General features: G+C 60.5%; 14 protein-coding genes and 1 pseudogene. 6 read left to right on the forward strand and 9 right to left on the reverse strand.

Annotation, left to right across the window (positions count from 1 at the left end; all coding sequences use genetic code 11):
- Positions 1–94 precede the first annotated feature (94 nt).
- From NVV94_RS24910 to NVV94_RS24920, 3 genes are all read left to right on the forward strand, one after another.
- Positions 95–1,273 carry an NAD(P)/FAD-dependent oxidoreductase gene (locus NVV94_RS24910; RefSeq protein ID WP_258444939.1) on the forward strand — a complete coding sequence of 393 codons (1,179 nt, stop codon included), beginning with the start codon at positions 95–97 and terminating at the stop codon, positions 1,271–1,273.
- Between the two features lie 149 nt (positions 1,274–1,422).
- Positions 1,423–3,603 carry a YccS family putative transporter gene (yccS, locus tag NVV94_RS24915; protein WP_258444940.1) on the forward strand — a complete coding sequence of 727 codons (2,181 nt, stop codon included), beginning with the start codon at positions 1,423–1,425 and terminating at the stop codon, positions 3,601–3,603.
- A gap of 173 nt (positions 3,604–3,776) precedes the next feature.
- A complete protein-coding gene (locus tag NVV94_RS24920; RefSeq protein WP_258444941.1) occupies positions 3,777–4,244 on the forward strand; it encodes a GNAT family N-acetyltransferase in 468 nt (155 codons plus the stop codon).
- Here NVV94_RS24920 and NVV94_RS24925 read toward each other — a convergent pair.
- Genes NVV94_RS24925 through NVV94_RS24935 form a run of 3 tightly spaced genes read right to left on the reverse strand, consistent with a single transcriptional unit; the run spans position 4,235 to position 7,215 of the window.
- Complete coding sequence (locus NVV94_RS24925) at positions 4,235–4,531, reverse strand: winged helix-turn-helix domain-containing protein (protein WP_258444942.1); 297 nt, start codon at positions 4,529–4,531, stop codon at positions 4,235–4,237. The genes NVV94_RS24920 and NVV94_RS24925 overlap by 10 nt on opposite strands.
- A 17-nt stretch (positions 4,532–4,548) precedes the next feature.
- Entirely contained in the window at positions 4,549–5,061 is a 513-nt protein-coding gene (locus NVV94_RS24930; protein WP_258444943.1) for a M48 family metallopeptidase, read from the reverse strand.
- A gap of 39 nt (positions 5,062–5,100) precedes the next feature.
- Positions 5,101–7,215 carry a bifunctional diguanylate cyclase/phosphodiesterase gene (locus NVV94_RS24935; RefSeq protein WP_258444944.1) on the reverse strand — a complete coding sequence of 705 codons (2,115 nt, stop codon included), beginning with the start codon at positions 7,213–7,215 and terminating at the stop codon, positions 5,101–5,103.
- Positions 7,216–7,373: 158 nt separating this feature from the next.
- Between NVV94_RS24935 and NVV94_RS24940 the strand changes: the two are divergent.
- A pseudogene (locus tag NVV94_RS24940) lies at positions 7,374–7,799 on the forward strand (polysaccharide lyase family 7 protein); the annotation flags it as partial.
- Positions 7,800–7,860: 61 nt separating this feature from the next.
- Here NVV94_RS24940 and fba read toward each other — a convergent pair.
- From fba to tkt, 6 genes are all read right to left on the reverse strand, one after another.
- Positions 7,861–8,925, reverse strand: coding sequence for a class II fructose-bisphosphate aldolase (fba, locus tag NVV94_RS24945; protein WP_216744059.1), 1,065 nt, complete (start codon positions 8,923–8,925; stop codon positions 7,861–7,863).
- 101 nt (positions 8,926–9,026) lie between these two features.
- Positions 9,027–9,347 (reverse strand): MliC family protein, encoded by a 321-nt coding sequence (locus NVV94_RS24950; protein WP_258444945.1) that lies wholly within the window; start codon positions 9,345–9,347, stop codon positions 9,027–9,029.
- A 146-nt stretch (positions 9,348–9,493) separates the two neighbouring features.
- The gene (locus NVV94_RS24955; RefSeq protein ID WP_258444946.1) at positions 9,494–9,712 is read right to left on the reverse strand and encodes a hypothetical protein; all 219 of its coding nucleotides are present in this window, start codon (positions 9,710–9,712) and stop codon (positions 9,494–9,496) included.
- 32 nt (positions 9,713–9,744) lie between these two features.
- A complete protein-coding gene (locus NVV94_RS24960; protein ID WP_258444947.1) occupies positions 9,745–10,908 on the reverse strand; it encodes a phosphoglycerate kinase in 1,164 nt (387 codons plus the stop codon).
- A complete protein-coding gene (gene epd, locus NVV94_RS24965) occupies positions 10,905–11,993 on the reverse strand; it encodes an erythrose-4-phosphate dehydrogenase (RefSeq protein WP_258444948.1) in 1,089 nt (362 codons plus the stop codon). Before epd ends, NVV94_RS24960 begins: the two co-directional genes overlap by 4 nt.
- Positions 11,994–12,194: 201 nt before the next feature.
- Positions 12,195–14,192 carry a transketolase gene (tkt, locus tag NVV94_RS24970; protein WP_258444949.1) on the reverse strand — a complete coding sequence of 666 codons (1,998 nt, stop codon included), beginning with the start codon at positions 14,190–14,192 and terminating at the stop codon, positions 12,195–12,197.
- Positions 14,193–14,437: 245 nt separating this feature from the next.
- On the opposite strand from tkt, the gene NVV94_RS24975 reads away from it, so the two are divergent.
- Positions 14,438–15,433, forward strand: a complete 996-nt coding sequence (locus NVV94_RS24975) for a metalloregulator ArsR/SmtB family transcription factor (protein WP_258444950.1) — start codon at positions 14,438–14,440, stop codon at positions 15,431–15,433.
- Between the two features lie 18 nt (positions 15,434–15,451).
- Positions 15,452–16,642: a methionine adenosyltransferase gene (metK, locus tag NVV94_RS24980; protein ID WP_258444951.1), complete on the forward strand. Its 1,191-nt coding sequence runs from the start codon at positions 15,452–15,454 to the stop codon at positions 16,640–16,642.
- The last annotated feature ends 145 nt before the right edge of the window (positions 16,643–16,787 follow it).

Consider the following 16,787-nt stretch of genomic DNA (forward strand, 5'->3'; position numbering starts at 1 on the left):
CCAAGATCGCCGGGAGGTCCTGACGGACCTCAGCGCAGGCTTCGCCAGCGGCTACAGGGTTACAGGCTGCTCACCCTATTCCGAGGAAATTGTTTTGCGCTCTACCGACGTAATCATCATTGGCGCTGGCGCCGCTGGCTTGATGTGCGCCCTCACCGCCGCCGGTCGCGGCCGCAAGGTGATGCTGATCGACCATGCGAACAAGCCCGGCAAAAAAATCCTGATGTCCGGCGGTGGCCGCTGCAATTTCACCAATATGTACGCAGAACCGAGCAATTTTCTCTCGCAGAACCCGCATTTCTGCAAATCGGCCCTGGCGCGTTACACCCAGTGGGATTTTATCGAGCTGGTGAGCAAGCACGGCGTGCCCTACCACGAGAAAAAACTCGGCCAGTTGTTCTGCGATAACAAATCCAGCGACATCCTCGGCCTGCTGCTGGCCGAATGCGAACAGGTCCAGGTCGACCTGCGCATGGAAACCTCGATGACCCATATCGAAAAGCTGGAAGCCGGCTACCTGCTGCAGACCAGCCTTGGCCAGGTGCAATGCGAGTCGCTGGTGATCGCTACCGGCGGCCTGTCGATTCCGACCCTTGGCGCGACCGGTTTCGGCTATCAGATCGCCCGGCAGTTCGGCCACAGTGTCCTGCCGACCCGCGCAGGGCTGGTGCCGTTCACCATTACCGACCAGCTCAAGGAACTGTGCACCGAGCTGTCCGGCACCTCGGTCGATAGCCTGGTCAGCTGCAACGGGCAAAGCTTTCGCGAGAACATCCTGTTCACCCATCGCGGCCTCAGCGGCCCGGCGATCCTGCAGATTTCCTCGTTCTGGGAACCGGGTGACAGCGTCGAAATCAACCTGCTGCCCGACCATGACGCCCTGAGCTGGCTGCAACAGCAGCAGGCTGAAAGGCCGAACAGCGAGTTGAAGACCCTGCTTGGAGAAATCTTTACCAGGAAGATGGCCAACCTGCTGGCCGAACAGTGGTTCGTATCCAAGCCAATGAAGCAATACACCCCGGCCGAACTCGACGACGTCGCGGGCAAGCTCGCCAGCTGGCAAGTGGTACCGGCCGGCACCGAAGGCTATCGCACGGCAGAAGTCACCCTGGGCGGGGTCGATACCCGAGAAGTCTCGTCCAAGACCATGGAATCGCTGAAGAGCCCAGGCTTGTACTTCATCGGCGAAGTGCTGGACGTCAGCGGTCATCTGGGCGGTTTCAACTTCCAGTGGGCCTGGGCCAGCGCATACGCAGCAGCGCAATTCGCATAATTGGCAGGTACTATCGGCGCATCACGGAACAGATTTTGCTTTGTATTGATAAAGAGCGATAAAGAGCGATGAGGAGCGGTGAACAGCCGCCTTGCACCGCCGTCAATACTGGCTCAATTTAGATAATCGCCCAGCAGGCCTGCCCTTACATGTCATCGACTTCGTTTCGTCACTCCCTGCGGCGCTTATGGGCGCTGGACAAGTTCAGCTACAGCTTGCGGGTGTTCATCGCCCTGACCGGCAGCATGGCGTTGTGTTGGTTCCAGGATGAAATGGCCCTGTTGATCCCGCTGTTTCTGGGGATCATCGCCTGCGCCTTGGCCGAGACCGACGACAGTTGGCAAGGCCGGATCAACGCGCTGGCGGTGACGCTGGTGTGTTTCACCGTCGCCGCGCTTTCGGTGGAGCTGCTGTTCCCCTATCCCCTTGTGTTCGTCTGCGCCCTGGCGCTGGCCAGCTTCGGCCTGACCATGCTCGGCGCCCTGGGAGAGCGCTACGGTGCGATTGCTTCGGCCACGTTGATTCTCTCGGTCTACACCATGATCGGCGTAGACCAGCGCGGCGGCGAAGTCACCGATTTCTGGCACGAACCGATCCTGCTGGTGGCCGGTGCGGCCTGGTACGGCTTGCTGTCGGTGCTGTGGCAAGTAATGTTTTCCAACCAGCCGGTGCAACAGAGCCTGGCGAGTCTTTATCGCGAGCTGGGCTACTACCTCAAGCTCAAGGCCACCCTGTTCGAACCCATCCGCCAGCTTGACGTCGAAGCCCGGCGCCTGGAGCTGGCGCAGCAAAACGGTCGCGTGGTGGCCGCGCTCAATGCCGCCAAGGAAATCATCCTGCACCGGGTCGGCAACGGTCGTCCTGGCTCCAAGGTCAGTCGCTACCTGAAGCTGTATTTTCTTGCCCAGGATATTCACGAACGCGCCAGCTCGTCTCACTACCCCTACAACGCGCTGACCGAAGCCTTCTTTCACAGTGACGTGCTGTTCCGCTGCCAACGCCTGCTGCGCCAGCAAGGAGCGGCCTGTCGGCGTCTGTCAGAGTCAATCCAGTTACGCCAGCCCTTTACCTATGACGCCAGTTCTGCCCAGGCGATGAGCGATCTGGATGCCTCCCTGGAACATCTGCGCATCCAGAGCAACCCGGCCTGGCGCGGCCTGCTGCGTTCATTACGGGCACTGGCCGCCAACCTTGCCACCCTCGACCGCCTGCTCAACGACGCCAGCAACCCGGACACCCTCGCCGATGCCACCGACAGCAGCCTGCTCGACCGCTCCCCACGCACTCTGGCGGATGTCTGGAATCGCCTGCGGCAACACTTGACCCCGACTTCACTGCTGTTTCGCCACGCCCTGCGCCTGCCGCTGGCACTGTCGATCGGCTATGGCATGGTGCACCTGATCCACCCGACCCAGGGCTACTGGATCATGCTCACCACCCTGTTCGTCTGCCAGCCCAACTATGGCGCGACGCGGCGCAAACTGGTGCAGCGGATCATCGGCACGGCCATTGGCCTGACCGTGGGCTGGGCCTTGTTCGACCTGTTCCCCAGCGCAATCATCCAATCGATGTTCGCTGTGGCTGCAGGAGTGGTGTTCTTCGTCTACCGCACTAGCCGCTATACCCTGGCCACCGCTGCAATCACCCTGATGGTGCTGTTCTGCTTCAACCAGGTCGGCGACGGCTATGGGCTGTTCCTGCCACGCCTGTTCGATACCCTGATCGGCAGCCTGATCGCGGGCCTGGCGGTATTCCTGTTCCTGCCCGACTGGCAGGGCCGGCGCTTGAACAAGGTGCTGGCCACGACCCTGAGCTGCAACAGCATCTACCTGCGCCAGATCATGCAACAGTACGCCCATGGCAAACGCGACGACCTGGCCTACCGGTTGGCCAGGCGCAACGCCCACAACGCCGATGCGGCGCTCTCGACCACATTGGCCAATATGCTGATGGAGCCCGGCCACTTTCGAAAGGAAGCGGACGTGGGCTTTCGCTTCCTGGTGCTGTCGCACACCTTGCTCAGTTACCTGTCAGGCCTGGGTGCCCACCGGGAAACGCCCCTGCCCGCCCCCGTGCGCGAGCAACTGATCGACGGCGCTGGAGAAAGCCTGGCCTGCAGTATCGACGAGATCGCTGCCGGCCTGTCGAGCAAACTGCCGGTGGCCATTCACAGCGATGACGAAGAGGCACTGGCCAGCGCCCTCGAGCAGATGCCTGAAGAGGTCGATGAGGATCAGCGCCTTGTGCAGACCCAACTGGCATTGATCTGCCGGCAGTTGGGGCCATTGCGGACCCTGGCGGCGCATTTGATCAAGGACGCGCCGGCCTGATCACATGCCATGCTGCTTGAGCAGGTGTTCATAAGTACCGTCCGCCTTCATCAAACGTTTTCTAGAATTGGAGAGAGAAAAGGGATTCAATTGATTTCAACGGCGCGACAACCTCCGATCTCGCTTTATGATCGATGCATCCTTCAGTTCCGTCATTTACTCAGGAAACCATCATGTCCATCGACTGGGTCTGCAAACATCACGAGGATCTTGGCAAGGAGCAGCTCTACGCCATTCTGAAACTGCGCACGGAAGTGTTCGTGGTCGAACAGAATTGCCCTTATCAGGATGTCGACGGCCAGGATCTGGGGGGCGATACCTGCCATTTGATGGGCTGGGAAGGGGACGAGCTGGTGGCCTACCTGCGCTTGCTGGATCCCGAAACCCAGGGCGGTGACGTGGTGATCGGCCGTGTCGTGGTCGCACCTGCCGCGCGCGGCCGCAAGCTGGGTCATGCACTGATGGAACAGGGCTTGAAACAGGCTGAGAAACGCTGGCCCGGGCTACCCGTCTACCTGTCGGCCCAGGCTCACTTGCAGGGTTACTATGCCGGTTACGGCTTTGAAGTGGCTGGCGAACAGTACCTGGAGGATAACATCCCGCATATCGGCATGCGCCGCAGCAGCGGCCGTCAAGGGTAACCCAGTACCTCTTTGATCCGCTCCAGGTGCTGGGCGATCCAGCGCTTGTCGATTGCCCCCCAGTCGCGAATTCGATAGTGCCCGGCGTGGTTGCGAGCCCCATCCTGCTGTTCGAATTCGCAGACGATATCCAGATCGGCCAGTGCGGCGATGGTGTCCTGGGCCGTACGTCGCGGCATGCCAGTGACGTCCATCAAGGCCGGGACGCTGGCAGCGACCTGGCTGTCGATCAGCCAGGCTACGTACAAGCGACGGTAGAAGCTGCTCTTGGTCTTGCTGACATCCATCGGAAAATCCTTGTCGGTCACGGCGCGCAATGTGCGACGCCGGGCAGGTCACGGTAAGTCAGGTAGACGCGCAAGTCGAACTCCAACTGGTGATAACCAGGCTGCATGTATTCACAGAGCTGGTAGAACGCCTTGTTGTGGTCCGACTCCTTCAAGTGCGCCAACTCGTGCACCACGATCATTCTCAAGAACTGCGGCGCCGCCTCCTTGAACAGAGAGGCGATGCGAATTTCCTTCTTGGCCTTGAGCTTGCCACCCTGCACCCGGGAAATGGCGGTGTGCAGGCCCAGCGCTCGATGCGTCAGGTCGAGGCGGTTGTCGAACAGCACCTTGTCCAGGTTCGGCGCATTGCGCAGATGCTCCTGCTTCAACACCAGCGCATAGGCATAGAGCGCCTTGTCGCTCTGGACGGCATGGCGATCGGGATAGCGCTGTTGCAGGTACTCGCCCAGGCGCTCCTGCATGATCATCTGGCGCACCTGATCTTGCAGGTACTGGGGGTAGGCTTGCAGGTACTTGAGCGCGGTCATGGCCGGTGAACGAAATGATGGAACCGGCAGTGTAACGAACTAGCCCCAGTCAAATCGAGCTGGAAAACGACTGGCATCTTCAGCGGTCATTGGCTTGGCAACCAGGAAACCTTGCACGAACTCGCAGCCATTGGCCATCAACCATCGGGATTGCTTCGCGGTTTCGACTCCTTGGGCAATTACGCTCACCTCATAGCACCGACACAGTTCCAGGATACTGCGCACCAGCGCCTGGTCACGTTGCGAGTGGGTTATCCGGGCGACCAGGTGCCGGTCGAGCTTGAGCGTGTCGATCGACAGGTCACGCAGCATTTTCAGGGAGCAATCGCCAGCGCCAAAGTCATCAAGGGCGATGCGCACGCCCAACTCACGCAGGCGCAACAATTGTTTACCCGCCTCTTCGAGGTTATGCATCAAGGACGTTTCGGCGACTTCGATTTCCAGCTGCCGGGGTTGGAGGTCATTGGCATCAATGGCGTGCTGCAATTGGGCGACCAGATCGGGCATGGCGAATTGGGCATTGCTCAGACTCACGCTCAACACCAGGTCTGGCGAGAAGCTCTCCTTCCAGGCCCTGCGCTGGCATGCGCCTTGTTGATAGATCCAGCAGGTCAACCGATGGATCAGGCGAGCTTCTTCGAGCAAGGGAATGAACAGGCCGGGCGAGACATCACCGACGCTGGGATGCCGCCAGCGCAGCAATGCCTCGAAACCTCGCAGGCGGCCGCCGTCGAACGCCACCTGAGGCTGGTACACCATCGTGAAGTCCTTGTCCTCGATTGCGGCGCGCACGCTGCTTTCGAGCATGAGGCGTGAACGCGCCCGCCCATTGAGGTCCTGATCATAGAAGCGATACTGCTGCCGACCGGCCTGTTTGGCGGCATACATGGCGACGTCGGCGGCGCGTAGCAAGCCATCGAGCGTAACGCTGCACTCGGGGTAGATGGCGATACCGATACTGACGCCAAGGGTGACATCCAGCCCGTCGATCTGCTGGCAGATCGACATGCGCTCAATGACCTTTTCCGCGACCTTGGCCGCTTGCTCGGGGTACTCCAGCGAGTCGAGCAAGACGGTGAACTCATCCCCGCCCATACGCGCCACGACATCATAGGGACGCAGACAATCCTTGAGTTGCTCGGCCACCCAGCGCAGCACCCGATCGCCCGCATCGTGCCCATGGGTGTCGTTGATACGCTTGAAACCGTCGAGGTCCAGATACAGCAGGGCCTGCACATTGTCCGAACGCTCGTTGCGCACCAGTGTGCTTTCCACGGTCTGATAGAAGCCTCGGCGGTTGAGCAGCCCGGTCAAGGGATCGGTCACTGCCTGGTGCTCGAGCTGCTGATGCAGATTGCGCACCACCGACATATCCAGGACAGTCACCACCATGGCGCGCTGCTCACAAGGCAGCGGCGCGCAGGACAAGGCCACCGGCAAAGACTGGCCGGGCGCGGTACGCAGCACCGCGTCATGAATCCGGTAGGTGTCGCGGTGGACATAGGCCCGGTAGAACACCGACTCGCGCCAGTTGGTAACGGGCGGCGACTGGATGAACCGCAACAGGTCCACCCCTTGCAACTCTTGCAAGGTAGCACTGAGCAATCGTGAAACAGCCGGGTTGGCGAAACTGATCTGACCGGCTTCATCGACCACCAGAATACCTTCAGCGGCATTCTCCAGCACCGAAGCGTTGAAAGCCCTGGCCGTCTCCAGGTCCCGGGTCAGGCGTTGCAGGGCTCGGCGGTCGCGCTGATGTTCGAGCAGGGCCTGGACTTTGGGTTTGAGAATCTGGGGGTCGAATGGCTTGAACAGGTAGTCCACTGCACCGCAGGCATAGCCCTTGAGTACGGCGGCCTGGGACTGTTCGTTGGCCGTCAGGAAGATGATAGGGGTCATGCTGGTGCGCTGGCTGCCGCGCATCAGTCGTGCCACCTCGAACCCGTCCATGCCGGGCATCTGGACGTCGAGCAATACCAGATCGACTTCATGCTCCAGCAACTTTCCCAGTGCCTCGACCCCCGAGCCAGCCGTCAGCACCTTCCAGTCATGGCGCTCGAGCAGGGCCCGCATGCTGATCAGGTTTTCCACGTAATCATCAACGACCAGCAAGACTGAGCTGCCGTCATCAGACTGGGGTGGCAGGCATTCCATGGCGCCTCTCTTATAGCATCGACATGCCGGAGTTCGACTGAAACTAACTCTAGACGTGGATCCAACAAACCTGAAGGAAGCCTATTGCCATCATCCCTTGAAATCAGCCGCAAGCCGACTAACGGTCACTTCGCGCAAGGCACCGCCCGCCTGGTCCTCTGCGCGCGACCCTGGCCGTGAACCAGGTACCGTCCTCCGGCAAGATCGTCATCGGCCAGATCCACGCCTATGAAAGTACCAAGCCACTGCTGAAGCTGGAGTACCAGTACAAAAGCAGCAAGAAGACCGGCAACATCGTCGCCAAGGTCCGGATCAGGCCCGACGACGATGAGGGGCGGGTCATCATCATTGCCGAGAACGTGGCGCTCAATAAGCAGTTTTCCTACTTGATTCACCTGAGCCCGGGCGGAGCATTGGGCGTCGGTGCGGCCGGCTCTCACTGGGACAGTCCGATCAGTAAAACCTGGAGCAAAAAGCCGTTGTATTTCAAGGCCGGGGTTTATACCCAGGACAATACCGGCTACACCACCGAGGGTGGAAAAGCGGCCTTCTACAAGCTGGACATCGATCACGACAAGACTTGAAGCCGACTTCCAGGGCAAAAAAAACCCGCATCGCTGCGGGTTTTTTCATTTCAGGTCGAACTCAGTTGACCTTGGCGTTCAGCTCACCCTTGAGGTAACGCTGGAACATGCCTTCCAGGGAGATCGCCTTGATCTTCGAGGCGTTGCCGGCAGTGCCGAAGGCTTCGTAGCGAGCGATGCACACGTCGCGCATGGCGGTGACGGTGGCGCCGAAGAATTTACGTGGGTCGAACTCGCTCGGGTTGGTGGCCATCAGACGACGCATGGCACCGGTGGAAGCCAGGCGCAGGTCGGTGTCGATGTTGACCTTGCGCACGCCGTGCTTGATGCCTTCGACGATTTCTTCAACCGGTACGCCGTAGGTCTCCTTGATGTCGCCGCCGTACTGGTTGATGATTGCCAGCCACTCTTGCGGGACCGAAGAAGAACCGTGCATCACCAGGTGAGTATTGGGGATGCGCTTGTGGATTTCCTTGATACGGTCGATGGCCAGCACGTCGCCGGTAGGCGGCTTGGTGAACTTGTAGGCGCCGTGGCTGGTGCCGATGGCGATGGCCAGGGCGTCGACCTGGGTGCGTTTGACGAAGTCAGCGGCTTCTTCCGGGTCAGTCAGCATTTGGCTGTGATCGAGCACGCCTTCGGCGCCGATGCCGTCTTCTTCACCGGCCATGCCGGTTTCCAGCGAGCCCAGGCAGCCCAGCTCGCCTTCTACCGAAACGCCACAGGCGTGAGCCATGGCGACGGTTTGCTGGGTAACACGGACGTTGTAGTCGTAGTCGGTCGGGGTCTTGCCGTCTTCGCCGAGCGAGCCGTCCATCATCACCGAGCTGAAGCCCAGCTGGATCGAACGCTGGCAGACGTCAGGGCTGGTGCCGTGGTCCTGGTGCATGCACACCGGGATATGCGGGAACTCTTCGATCGCTGCCAGGATCAGGTGACGCAGGAAAGGTGCACCGGCGTATTTGCGCGCGCCGGCCGAAGCCTGGACGATCACCGGGGAGTCAGTCTTGTCAGCGGCTTCCATAATGGCGCGCATCTGCTCAAGGTTGTTGACGTTGAAAGCTGGAACGCCGTAGCCGAATTCAGCGGCGTGGTCCAACATCTGGCGCATGCTAATGAGTGCCATTGTGTGTATCTCTCCCGGACGAGGGTCGTTAATCGTGCAAGCCTGCCGTAGCGGCGGCTGCTATTCAAGTAGTGTGGACCGGCGCAGGCCGATCCGGCCAGTCACGGTGCCTTGCAGCCCCGGCCTATCAAATCGTTGGTGGCGACCCAGTACACCAGGCCTTCATCACCTTTGGTGTGGAACGCCAGGACGCCATCGCTGTACAGCGCTCCCGATGCACCCGGCTCAGACTTCAGACGATACACCTGATCACCGCCACCCAGGCGTACATCGACTGCCTGACGGTCAGTATCGGCGAAACGCCAGAGCACTTCGGTCTGGGTATCGCAGACCCAGCGCGTCCAGTTATCCGGTGCCGGAGCCTGGACGCTTGCGCATCCGCCAAGCACTGCAAATACCAGCGGGGCAAGAGCTCCCTTCATTGCACTTCCTCAATCTGCAGTGCCAGGCTGCCAACCGCAAGGCCAGCCGACCATGACACTTATGCGACTCACAATCCTGTGAGTGGTTGCGACCTCTGGTCGAGTAACAGGCCAAAGATCGCGATCAGAGCAGCCGCCTTGATCGCTCAAGGACAGCCATGGGCTTGTTGCTGTTGCTCGGGCTCGTATTTTTCCAAGCCCTCCGAGCCCGACCGTTTGTTGATCACCGGTACCGTTTCCGCCTGCCACTCGGACTGATAGCAACCACCTTGCGGCTGGCCCGGTGCCTTTTCGGACGCCGGCTCAGGCGAACTGGCGCAGCCGGCAATCAGGCCCACGATTAACAGCGGCAATGCCTTGAACATCAGGACTCTCCCTTTGCCGAGCTCGCGACGAATCAGGCTTTGGCCCGCTGCTCCAACACTTCGACAGCAGGCAGTACCTTGCCTTCGACGAACTCGAGGAAAGCGCCACCACCGGTAGAAATGTAGGAGATATCGGAGGCAACGCCATACTTGTCGATGGCTGCCAGGGTGTCACCACCACCGGCGATGGAGAATGCCGGGCTTTCGGCGATGGCCTTGGCCAGCACCTTGGTACCGTTGCCGAACTGGTCGAACTCGAAGACGCCGACCGGGCCGTTCCACAGGATCGTTTTCGACGACTTCAGCAGTTCGGCGAAGTGCGCGGCGGTCTGTGGACCGATGTCCAGGATCATGTCGTCATCGGCTACGTCAGCGATCAGCTTGACGGTAGCAGCGGCGCTTTCGGCAAATTCCTTGGCAACCACAACGTCGACCGGCAACGGCACGCTGACCTTGGCCGCAATGGCGCGGGCGGTATCGAGCAGATCAGGTTCGTACAAGGACTTGCCAACCTTGTGCCCGGCTGCCGCCAGGAAGGTGTTGGCAATGCCGCCGCCAACGATCAGCTGGTCGCAGATCTGGCTCAGGCTGTTGAGCACGTCAAGCTTGGTCGACACCTTGGAGCCAGCAACGATGGCAGCCATAGGCTTGGCCGGTGCGCCCAGGGCCTTGCCCAGTGCATCCAGTTCAGCGGCCAACAAAGGGCCGGCTGCGGCGATTTTGGCGAACTTGGCCACGCCGTGGGTCGAACCCTCGGCACGGTGAGCGGTGCCGAAGGCATCCATGACGAACACGTCGCACAGCGCTGCGTATTTGTGCGCCAGGTCGTCGGCGTTCTTCTTCTCGCCTTTGTTGAAACGCACGTTTTCGAACAGGACGATGTCACCGGCCTTCACGTCGACGCCGTCGAGATAATCGGTAACCAGCGGGACTTCGCGACCCAATGCCTTGCTCAAGTAGTCGGCAACAGGCACCAGGCTGTTCTCGGCAGAGAATTCACCCTCGGTCGGACGCCCCAGGTGCGAGCACACCATCACGGCCGCGCCCTTCTCCAGCGCCAGCTTGATGGTCGGCAGCGAGGCAAGGATACGCGCGTCGCTGGTGACCACACCGTCCTTCACAGGGACGTTGAGGTCTTCGCGGATCAGTACGCGTTTACCTTGCAGATCGAGGTCGGTCATCTTCAACACGGTCATGAATGCAGTCCTTCAGGGCTGTTTACTGTTTTTTGCAAGCTGGATTGGTGTAAGACGTGCAGATAGTGCTCTGCAACATCGAGCATGCGATTGGCAAAACCCCATTCGTTGTCGAACCAGGCCAGCAGGTTCACCAGCCGAGGGCCGGAAACACGGGTCTGACTCGCATCGACAATCGCCGAATGAGGATCATGGTTGAAATCACAACTGGCGTGCGGCAACTCAGTGTAAGCCAGCAAGCCTTGCAACGGGCCGCTCAACGCAGCGTCGCGCAGGACCCGGTTGACTTCCGCCGCGTCGGTATCGCGAGCGGTCTGCAAGGTTATGTCCAGGCATGACACATTGACCGTCGGCACGCGCACTGCTTTGGCCTGAATTCGCCCCGCAAGTTCCGGCAGCAAGCGTTCGATACCCCGGGCAAGGCCCGTGGACACCGGAATCACTGATTGAAACGCCGAACGGGTACGGCGCAGGTCTTCATGGTGATAGGCATCGATTACCGGCTGATCGTTCATCGCCGAGTGAATCGTGGTGATCGACACGTACTCGAGACCGAACGCCTGATCGAGCAGGCGCAACAGCGGAACTCCGCAGTTGGTGGTGCAGGAGGCGTTGGAGACCAGGCGCTCGCTGCCGGTCAGGCAGTGCTGGTTGATGCCGTAGACAATCGTGGCATCGACATCCGCTTCACTGGCCATCGGCTGCGAGAACAACACCCGAGGCGCACCGGCGTCGAGAAAACGCTGCCCATCTTCGCGGGTGTTGTAGGCACCCGAGCATTCCAGCACCAGATCGACGCCCAACGCGGACCAATCGATGCCTTCAGGCGTAGCGCTGCGCAGAACCTTCACGCAGTCGCCATTGATATTCAGACAATCGCCGTCGACTTTCACTTCACCGGGAAAGCGCCCGTGGGTGGAGTCGAAGCGCGTCAGGTATTCGATGCTGGCCATATCGGCCAGATCGTTGATCGCGACAACTTCAAAACCGGCCTTCGCCCCTCGCTCGAACAACGCTCGCAAGACGCAACGACCAATGCGGCCGTAGCCGTTGAGTGCAACTTTGTAGGGACGCGGTTGGGGCATGGAGTTCTCGAATTGTTATAAGCGCGAACAACACAAAACCCTGTAGCCGCTGCCGCAGGCTGCGCTCGACCGCATCGCGGTCGCTATCCAGGCACCTCGGTCCCAGCTGAGACTTGAGGGGTGGCATTTACGACCGCTTCGCGGCCGAGCGCAGCCTAGCGGCAGCGGCTACAGGCGGTGGCCTGTTGCCACCGCTTTGCATCAGTCTTCCAGCAGCTCTTCGGCAGTACCCAGGACATTGTCCAGGGTGAAGCCGAACTCTTCGAACAACGCCGCCGCAGGCGCCGACTCGCCGAAGGTGGTCATGCCGATGACGCGGCCTTCCAGGCCCACGTACTTGTACCAGTAGTCGGCATGAGCGGCTTCGATGGCAATACGCGCGCTGACCTGCAGCGGCAGGACCGACTGCTTGTAACCGGCATCCTGGGCATCGAACACCGAGGTGCATGGCATGGAAACCACGCGCACCTTGCGACCTTGCTCGGTCAGTTTGTCGTAGGCCTGAACGGCCAGGCCGACTTCCGAACCGGTTGCGATCAGGATCAGCTCCGGCTCGCCAGCGCAGTCCTTGAGTACATAGCCACCGCGGGCAATGTCGCCCAACTGCAGTGCGTTACGGGTCTGGTGCTGCAGGTTCTGGCGGGAGAACACCAGCGCCGACGGGCCGTCGTCACGCTCGATGGCATATTTCCAGGCCACGGCAGATTCAACCGCATCGGCTGGACGCCAGGTGTCGAGGTTCGGTGTGCAGCGCAGGCTGGCCAGCTGTTCGATCGGCTGGTGCGTCGGGCCGTCTTCGCCCAGACCGATGGAGTCGTGGGTGAACACATACAGCACCCGCGCTTTGATCAGTGCAGACATGCGCACGGCGTTACTGGCGTATTCCATGAAGATCAGGAAGGTTGCGCCGTACGGTACGAAACCACCGTGCAGGGCCACACCGTTCATGATCGCGCTCATGCCGAACTCGCGCACGCCGTAGTACATGTAGTTGCCGCTGGCATCTGCAGCGCTGACGCCCTTGCAGCCTTTCCACAGGGTCAGGTTGGAGCCGGCCAGGTCAGCCGAACCACCGAGGAATTCCGGCAGCAGCGGGCCGAATGCGTTCAGGGCATTCTGGCTGGCTTTGCGGCTGGCGATGGATTCGCCCTTGGCAGCGACTTCAGCGATATACGCGGTGGCTTTCTCGGAGAAGTCAGCCGGCAGCTCACCGCTCAGACGACGGATCAGCTCATTGGCCAGTTCCGGGTATGCAGCGGAGTAGGCAGCGAAACGCTGATCCCAGTCGGCTTCGGCAGCGGCGCCGGCTTCCTTGGCGCTCCACTCGGCGTAGATATCGGCAGGGATTTCGAACGGCCCGTGGTTCCACTTCAACGCAGCGCGGGTCAGGGCGATTTCCTCGGCACCCAGTGGCGCGCCGTGGCAGTCTTCCTTGCCTTGCTTGTTGGGCGAGCCGAAACCGATGGTGGTCTTGCAGCAGATCAGCGTCGGTTGCTCGCTTTTGCGTGCGGTTTCGATCGCCGTCTTGATTTCATCGGGGTCGTGGCCGTCGACATTGCGGATCACCTGCCAGTTGTAGGCTTCGAAACGCTTGGGGGTGTCGTCGGTGAACCAGCCTTCGACTTCGCCGTCGATGGAGATGCCGTTGTCATCGTAGAAGGCGATCAGTTTGCCCAGGCCCAGGGTACCGGCCAGGGAGCAGACTTCGTGGGAAATACCTTCCATCATGCAACCATCACCCAGGAACACATAGGTGTGGTGATCGACGATGTTGTGGCCTTCGCGGTTGAACTGGGCCGCCAGCACTTTTTCCGCCAGGGCGAAGCCCACGGCGTTGGCCAGGCCCTGGCCCAGCGGGCCGGTGGTGGTCTCGACACCTGGGGTGTAGCCGTATTCCGGGTGACCCGGGGTGCGGCTGTGCAGCTGACGGAAGTTCTTCAGGTCGTCGATCGACAGGTCGTAACCGGTCAGGTGCAACAACGAATAGATCAACATCGAGCCGTGACCGTTGGACATGATGAAGCGGTCACGGTCGGCGAACGCCGGGTTGCTCGGGTTGTGCTTCAAGAAATCACGCCAAAGTACTTCGGCGATATCCGCCATACCCATTGGGGCACCGGGATGGCCGCTGTTGGCTTTTTGCACGGCATCCATGCTGAGGGCACGAATGGCGTTGGCACGCTCACGACGGCTGGGCATCGCTTATCTCCTGGGGCTTAATTAGAACGAACGGAAAAAAGATGGGCATTTTCCCCTAGGCGCATGCCTCTGGGCAATGACAGATGGTCGTTGATCGCATTTTTCCTGTCATTGCGCGGGCAAACCCAAGGCAACGCCTGATTATTGAGCGCTTAACAGGCATTTCGACTCCGCTCATCGAGCAATATCAAAACTTTTTGATATTGCCCTTGCAGGCACCGCCATCGCTCACTAGACTGCCGCCCATGAACTTGCGCGTGCCAACCATCGGCCATGAACACTGCGACGAACTGGCTGCCCTGTGCAAAGCCGGCGGCGACCCGTTGCGGTTGAATGTATTGCGCGTCCTGACCAATGATTCGTTCGGCGTGCTGGAGCTGGCGCAGATCTTTGCCATCGGCCAGTCCGGCATGAGCCACCACTTGAAGGTCCTGGCCCAGGCCGACCTGGTGGCGACCCGGCGCGAAGGCAATGCGATCTTCTACCGGCGCGCCCTGCCCAATGCCACCCATGTGGGTGGTCGGTTGCATGCGGCGCTGCTCGAAGAAGTCGATGGCCTGGAGTTACCTGTCGAGGTGCAAGTGCGCATCGGCCAGGTCCAGCAACAACGCGCCGCCGCCAGCCAGGACTTCTTTTCCCGGGTCGAGGAGAAATTCCGCGCCCAACAGGATTTGATTGCCGGCCTTGCGCAATACCGCGAAAGCCTGCTGACCCTGCTCGACAAGCTCAGTTTCGGCAGTCAGGCCAGCGCTCTGGAAGTCGGCCCGGGTGATGGTGAATTCCTCCCCGATCTGGCCCGACGCTTCGCGCAGGTAACGGCGCTGGACAACAGCCCGGCGATGCTCGAGTTGGCGCGCAAGGTTTGCCTGCGTGAAGGCCTGGCTAACGTAACCTTGCAATTGGCCGATGCATTGAGCGAACTCGGCAGCCAGGCCGATTGTGTCGTGTTGAATATGGTACTGCACCATTTCACCGCACCGGCCGACGCCCTCAAGCAATTGTCCGCACGGGTGAAACCGGGTGGTAGCTTGTTGGTGACAGAGTTGTGTAGCCACGACCAGAGTTGGGCCAAGGAGGCCTGCGGTGATCTCTGGCTGGGTTTTGAACAGGATGATTTGGCCCGTTGGGCCACCGCTGCGGGACTCGCTCCCGGGGACAGCCTCTATGTAGGCTTACGTAATGGTTTCCAGATTCAGGTCCGCCATTTTCAGCGACCGGCTGGCGACACTCACCATCGGTAAATTTAGGAAACCGTCGAGATGAGCGAATACTCCATTTTCACCTCCGAGTCCGTGTCTGAAGGGCATCCGGACAAAATCGCCGACCAGATTTCCGACGCGGTGCTGGACGCCATCATTGCTGAAGACAAGTTCGCCCGTGTGGCGTGCGAAACGCTGGTGAAAACGGGCGTTGCGATCATCGCCGGCGAAGTCACCACCTCGGCCTGGGTCGACCTGGAAGACATCGTCCGCAAGGTCATCGTCGATATCGGCTACAACAGCTCCAACGTCGGCTTCGACGGCGCCACCTGCGCCGTCATGAACATCATCGGCAAGCAGTCGGTAGACATCGCCCAGGGCGTTGACCGCAGCAAGCCGGAAGATCAGGGCGCTGGCGACCAGGGCCTGATGTTCGGCTACGCCAGCAACGAAACCGACGTGCTGATGCCTGCGCCGATCTGCTTCTCCCACCGTCTGGTGGAGCGTCAGGCCGAAGCACGCAAATCCGGCCTGCTGCCGTGGCTGCGCCCGGACGCCAAGTCTCAGGTAACCTGCCGTTACGAGAATGGTCGCGTTGTGGGCATCGACGCCGTTGTTCTGTCGACCCAGCACAACCCCGAAGTCTCCTACAAAGACCTGCGCGAAGGCGTGATGGAGCTGATCGTCAAGCACGTGCTGCCAGCCGAGCTGCTGCACAAGGACACCCAGTTCCACATCAACCCGACCGGCAACTTCATCATCGGTGGTCCGGTAGGCGACTGCGGCCTGACCGGCCGCAAGATCATCGTCGACACCTACGGCGGCATGGCCCGTCACGGTGGTGGCGCATTCTCCGGCAAGGATCCATCGAAGGTTGACCGTTCCGCCGCCTACGCCGGCCGTTACGTTGCCAAGAACATCGTTGCCTCGGGACTCGCCGACCGCTGCGAGATTCAGGTTTCCTACGCTATCGGCGTCGCTCAACCGACTTCGATCTCGCTGAACACCTTCGGCACCGGCAAGCTGGCAGATGAGAAGATCATCCAGCTGGTTCGCGAGCACTTCGATCTGCGTCCGTACGCGATCACCAAAATGCTCGACCTGCTGCACCCGATGTACCAGGAAACCGCAGCCTACGGCCACTTCGGCCGTACGCCAGCCCTGAAGACCGTCGGCGACGACACCTTCACCACGTTTACCTGGGAACTTACCGACCGCGCCGACGCACTACGCGCAGCTGCCGGCCTGTAATCGACCTGCAGTGAAAAGCCCCAGCCGGGTAACCGGCTGGGGCTTTTTTGTTTGAACCCCACAGGACATATCCCCTTAAAGAACTCACCCTCGTCGGCACTCATTTATTCCTAGGCTCTGGACTCCTCTCATTGAGCAAGGATGC

It is taken from the genome of Pseudomonas sp. LS1212, from assembly GCF_024741815.1.
Lineage (GTDB): Bacteria > Pseudomonadota > Gammaproteobacteria > Pseudomonadales > Pseudomonadaceae > Aquipseudomonas.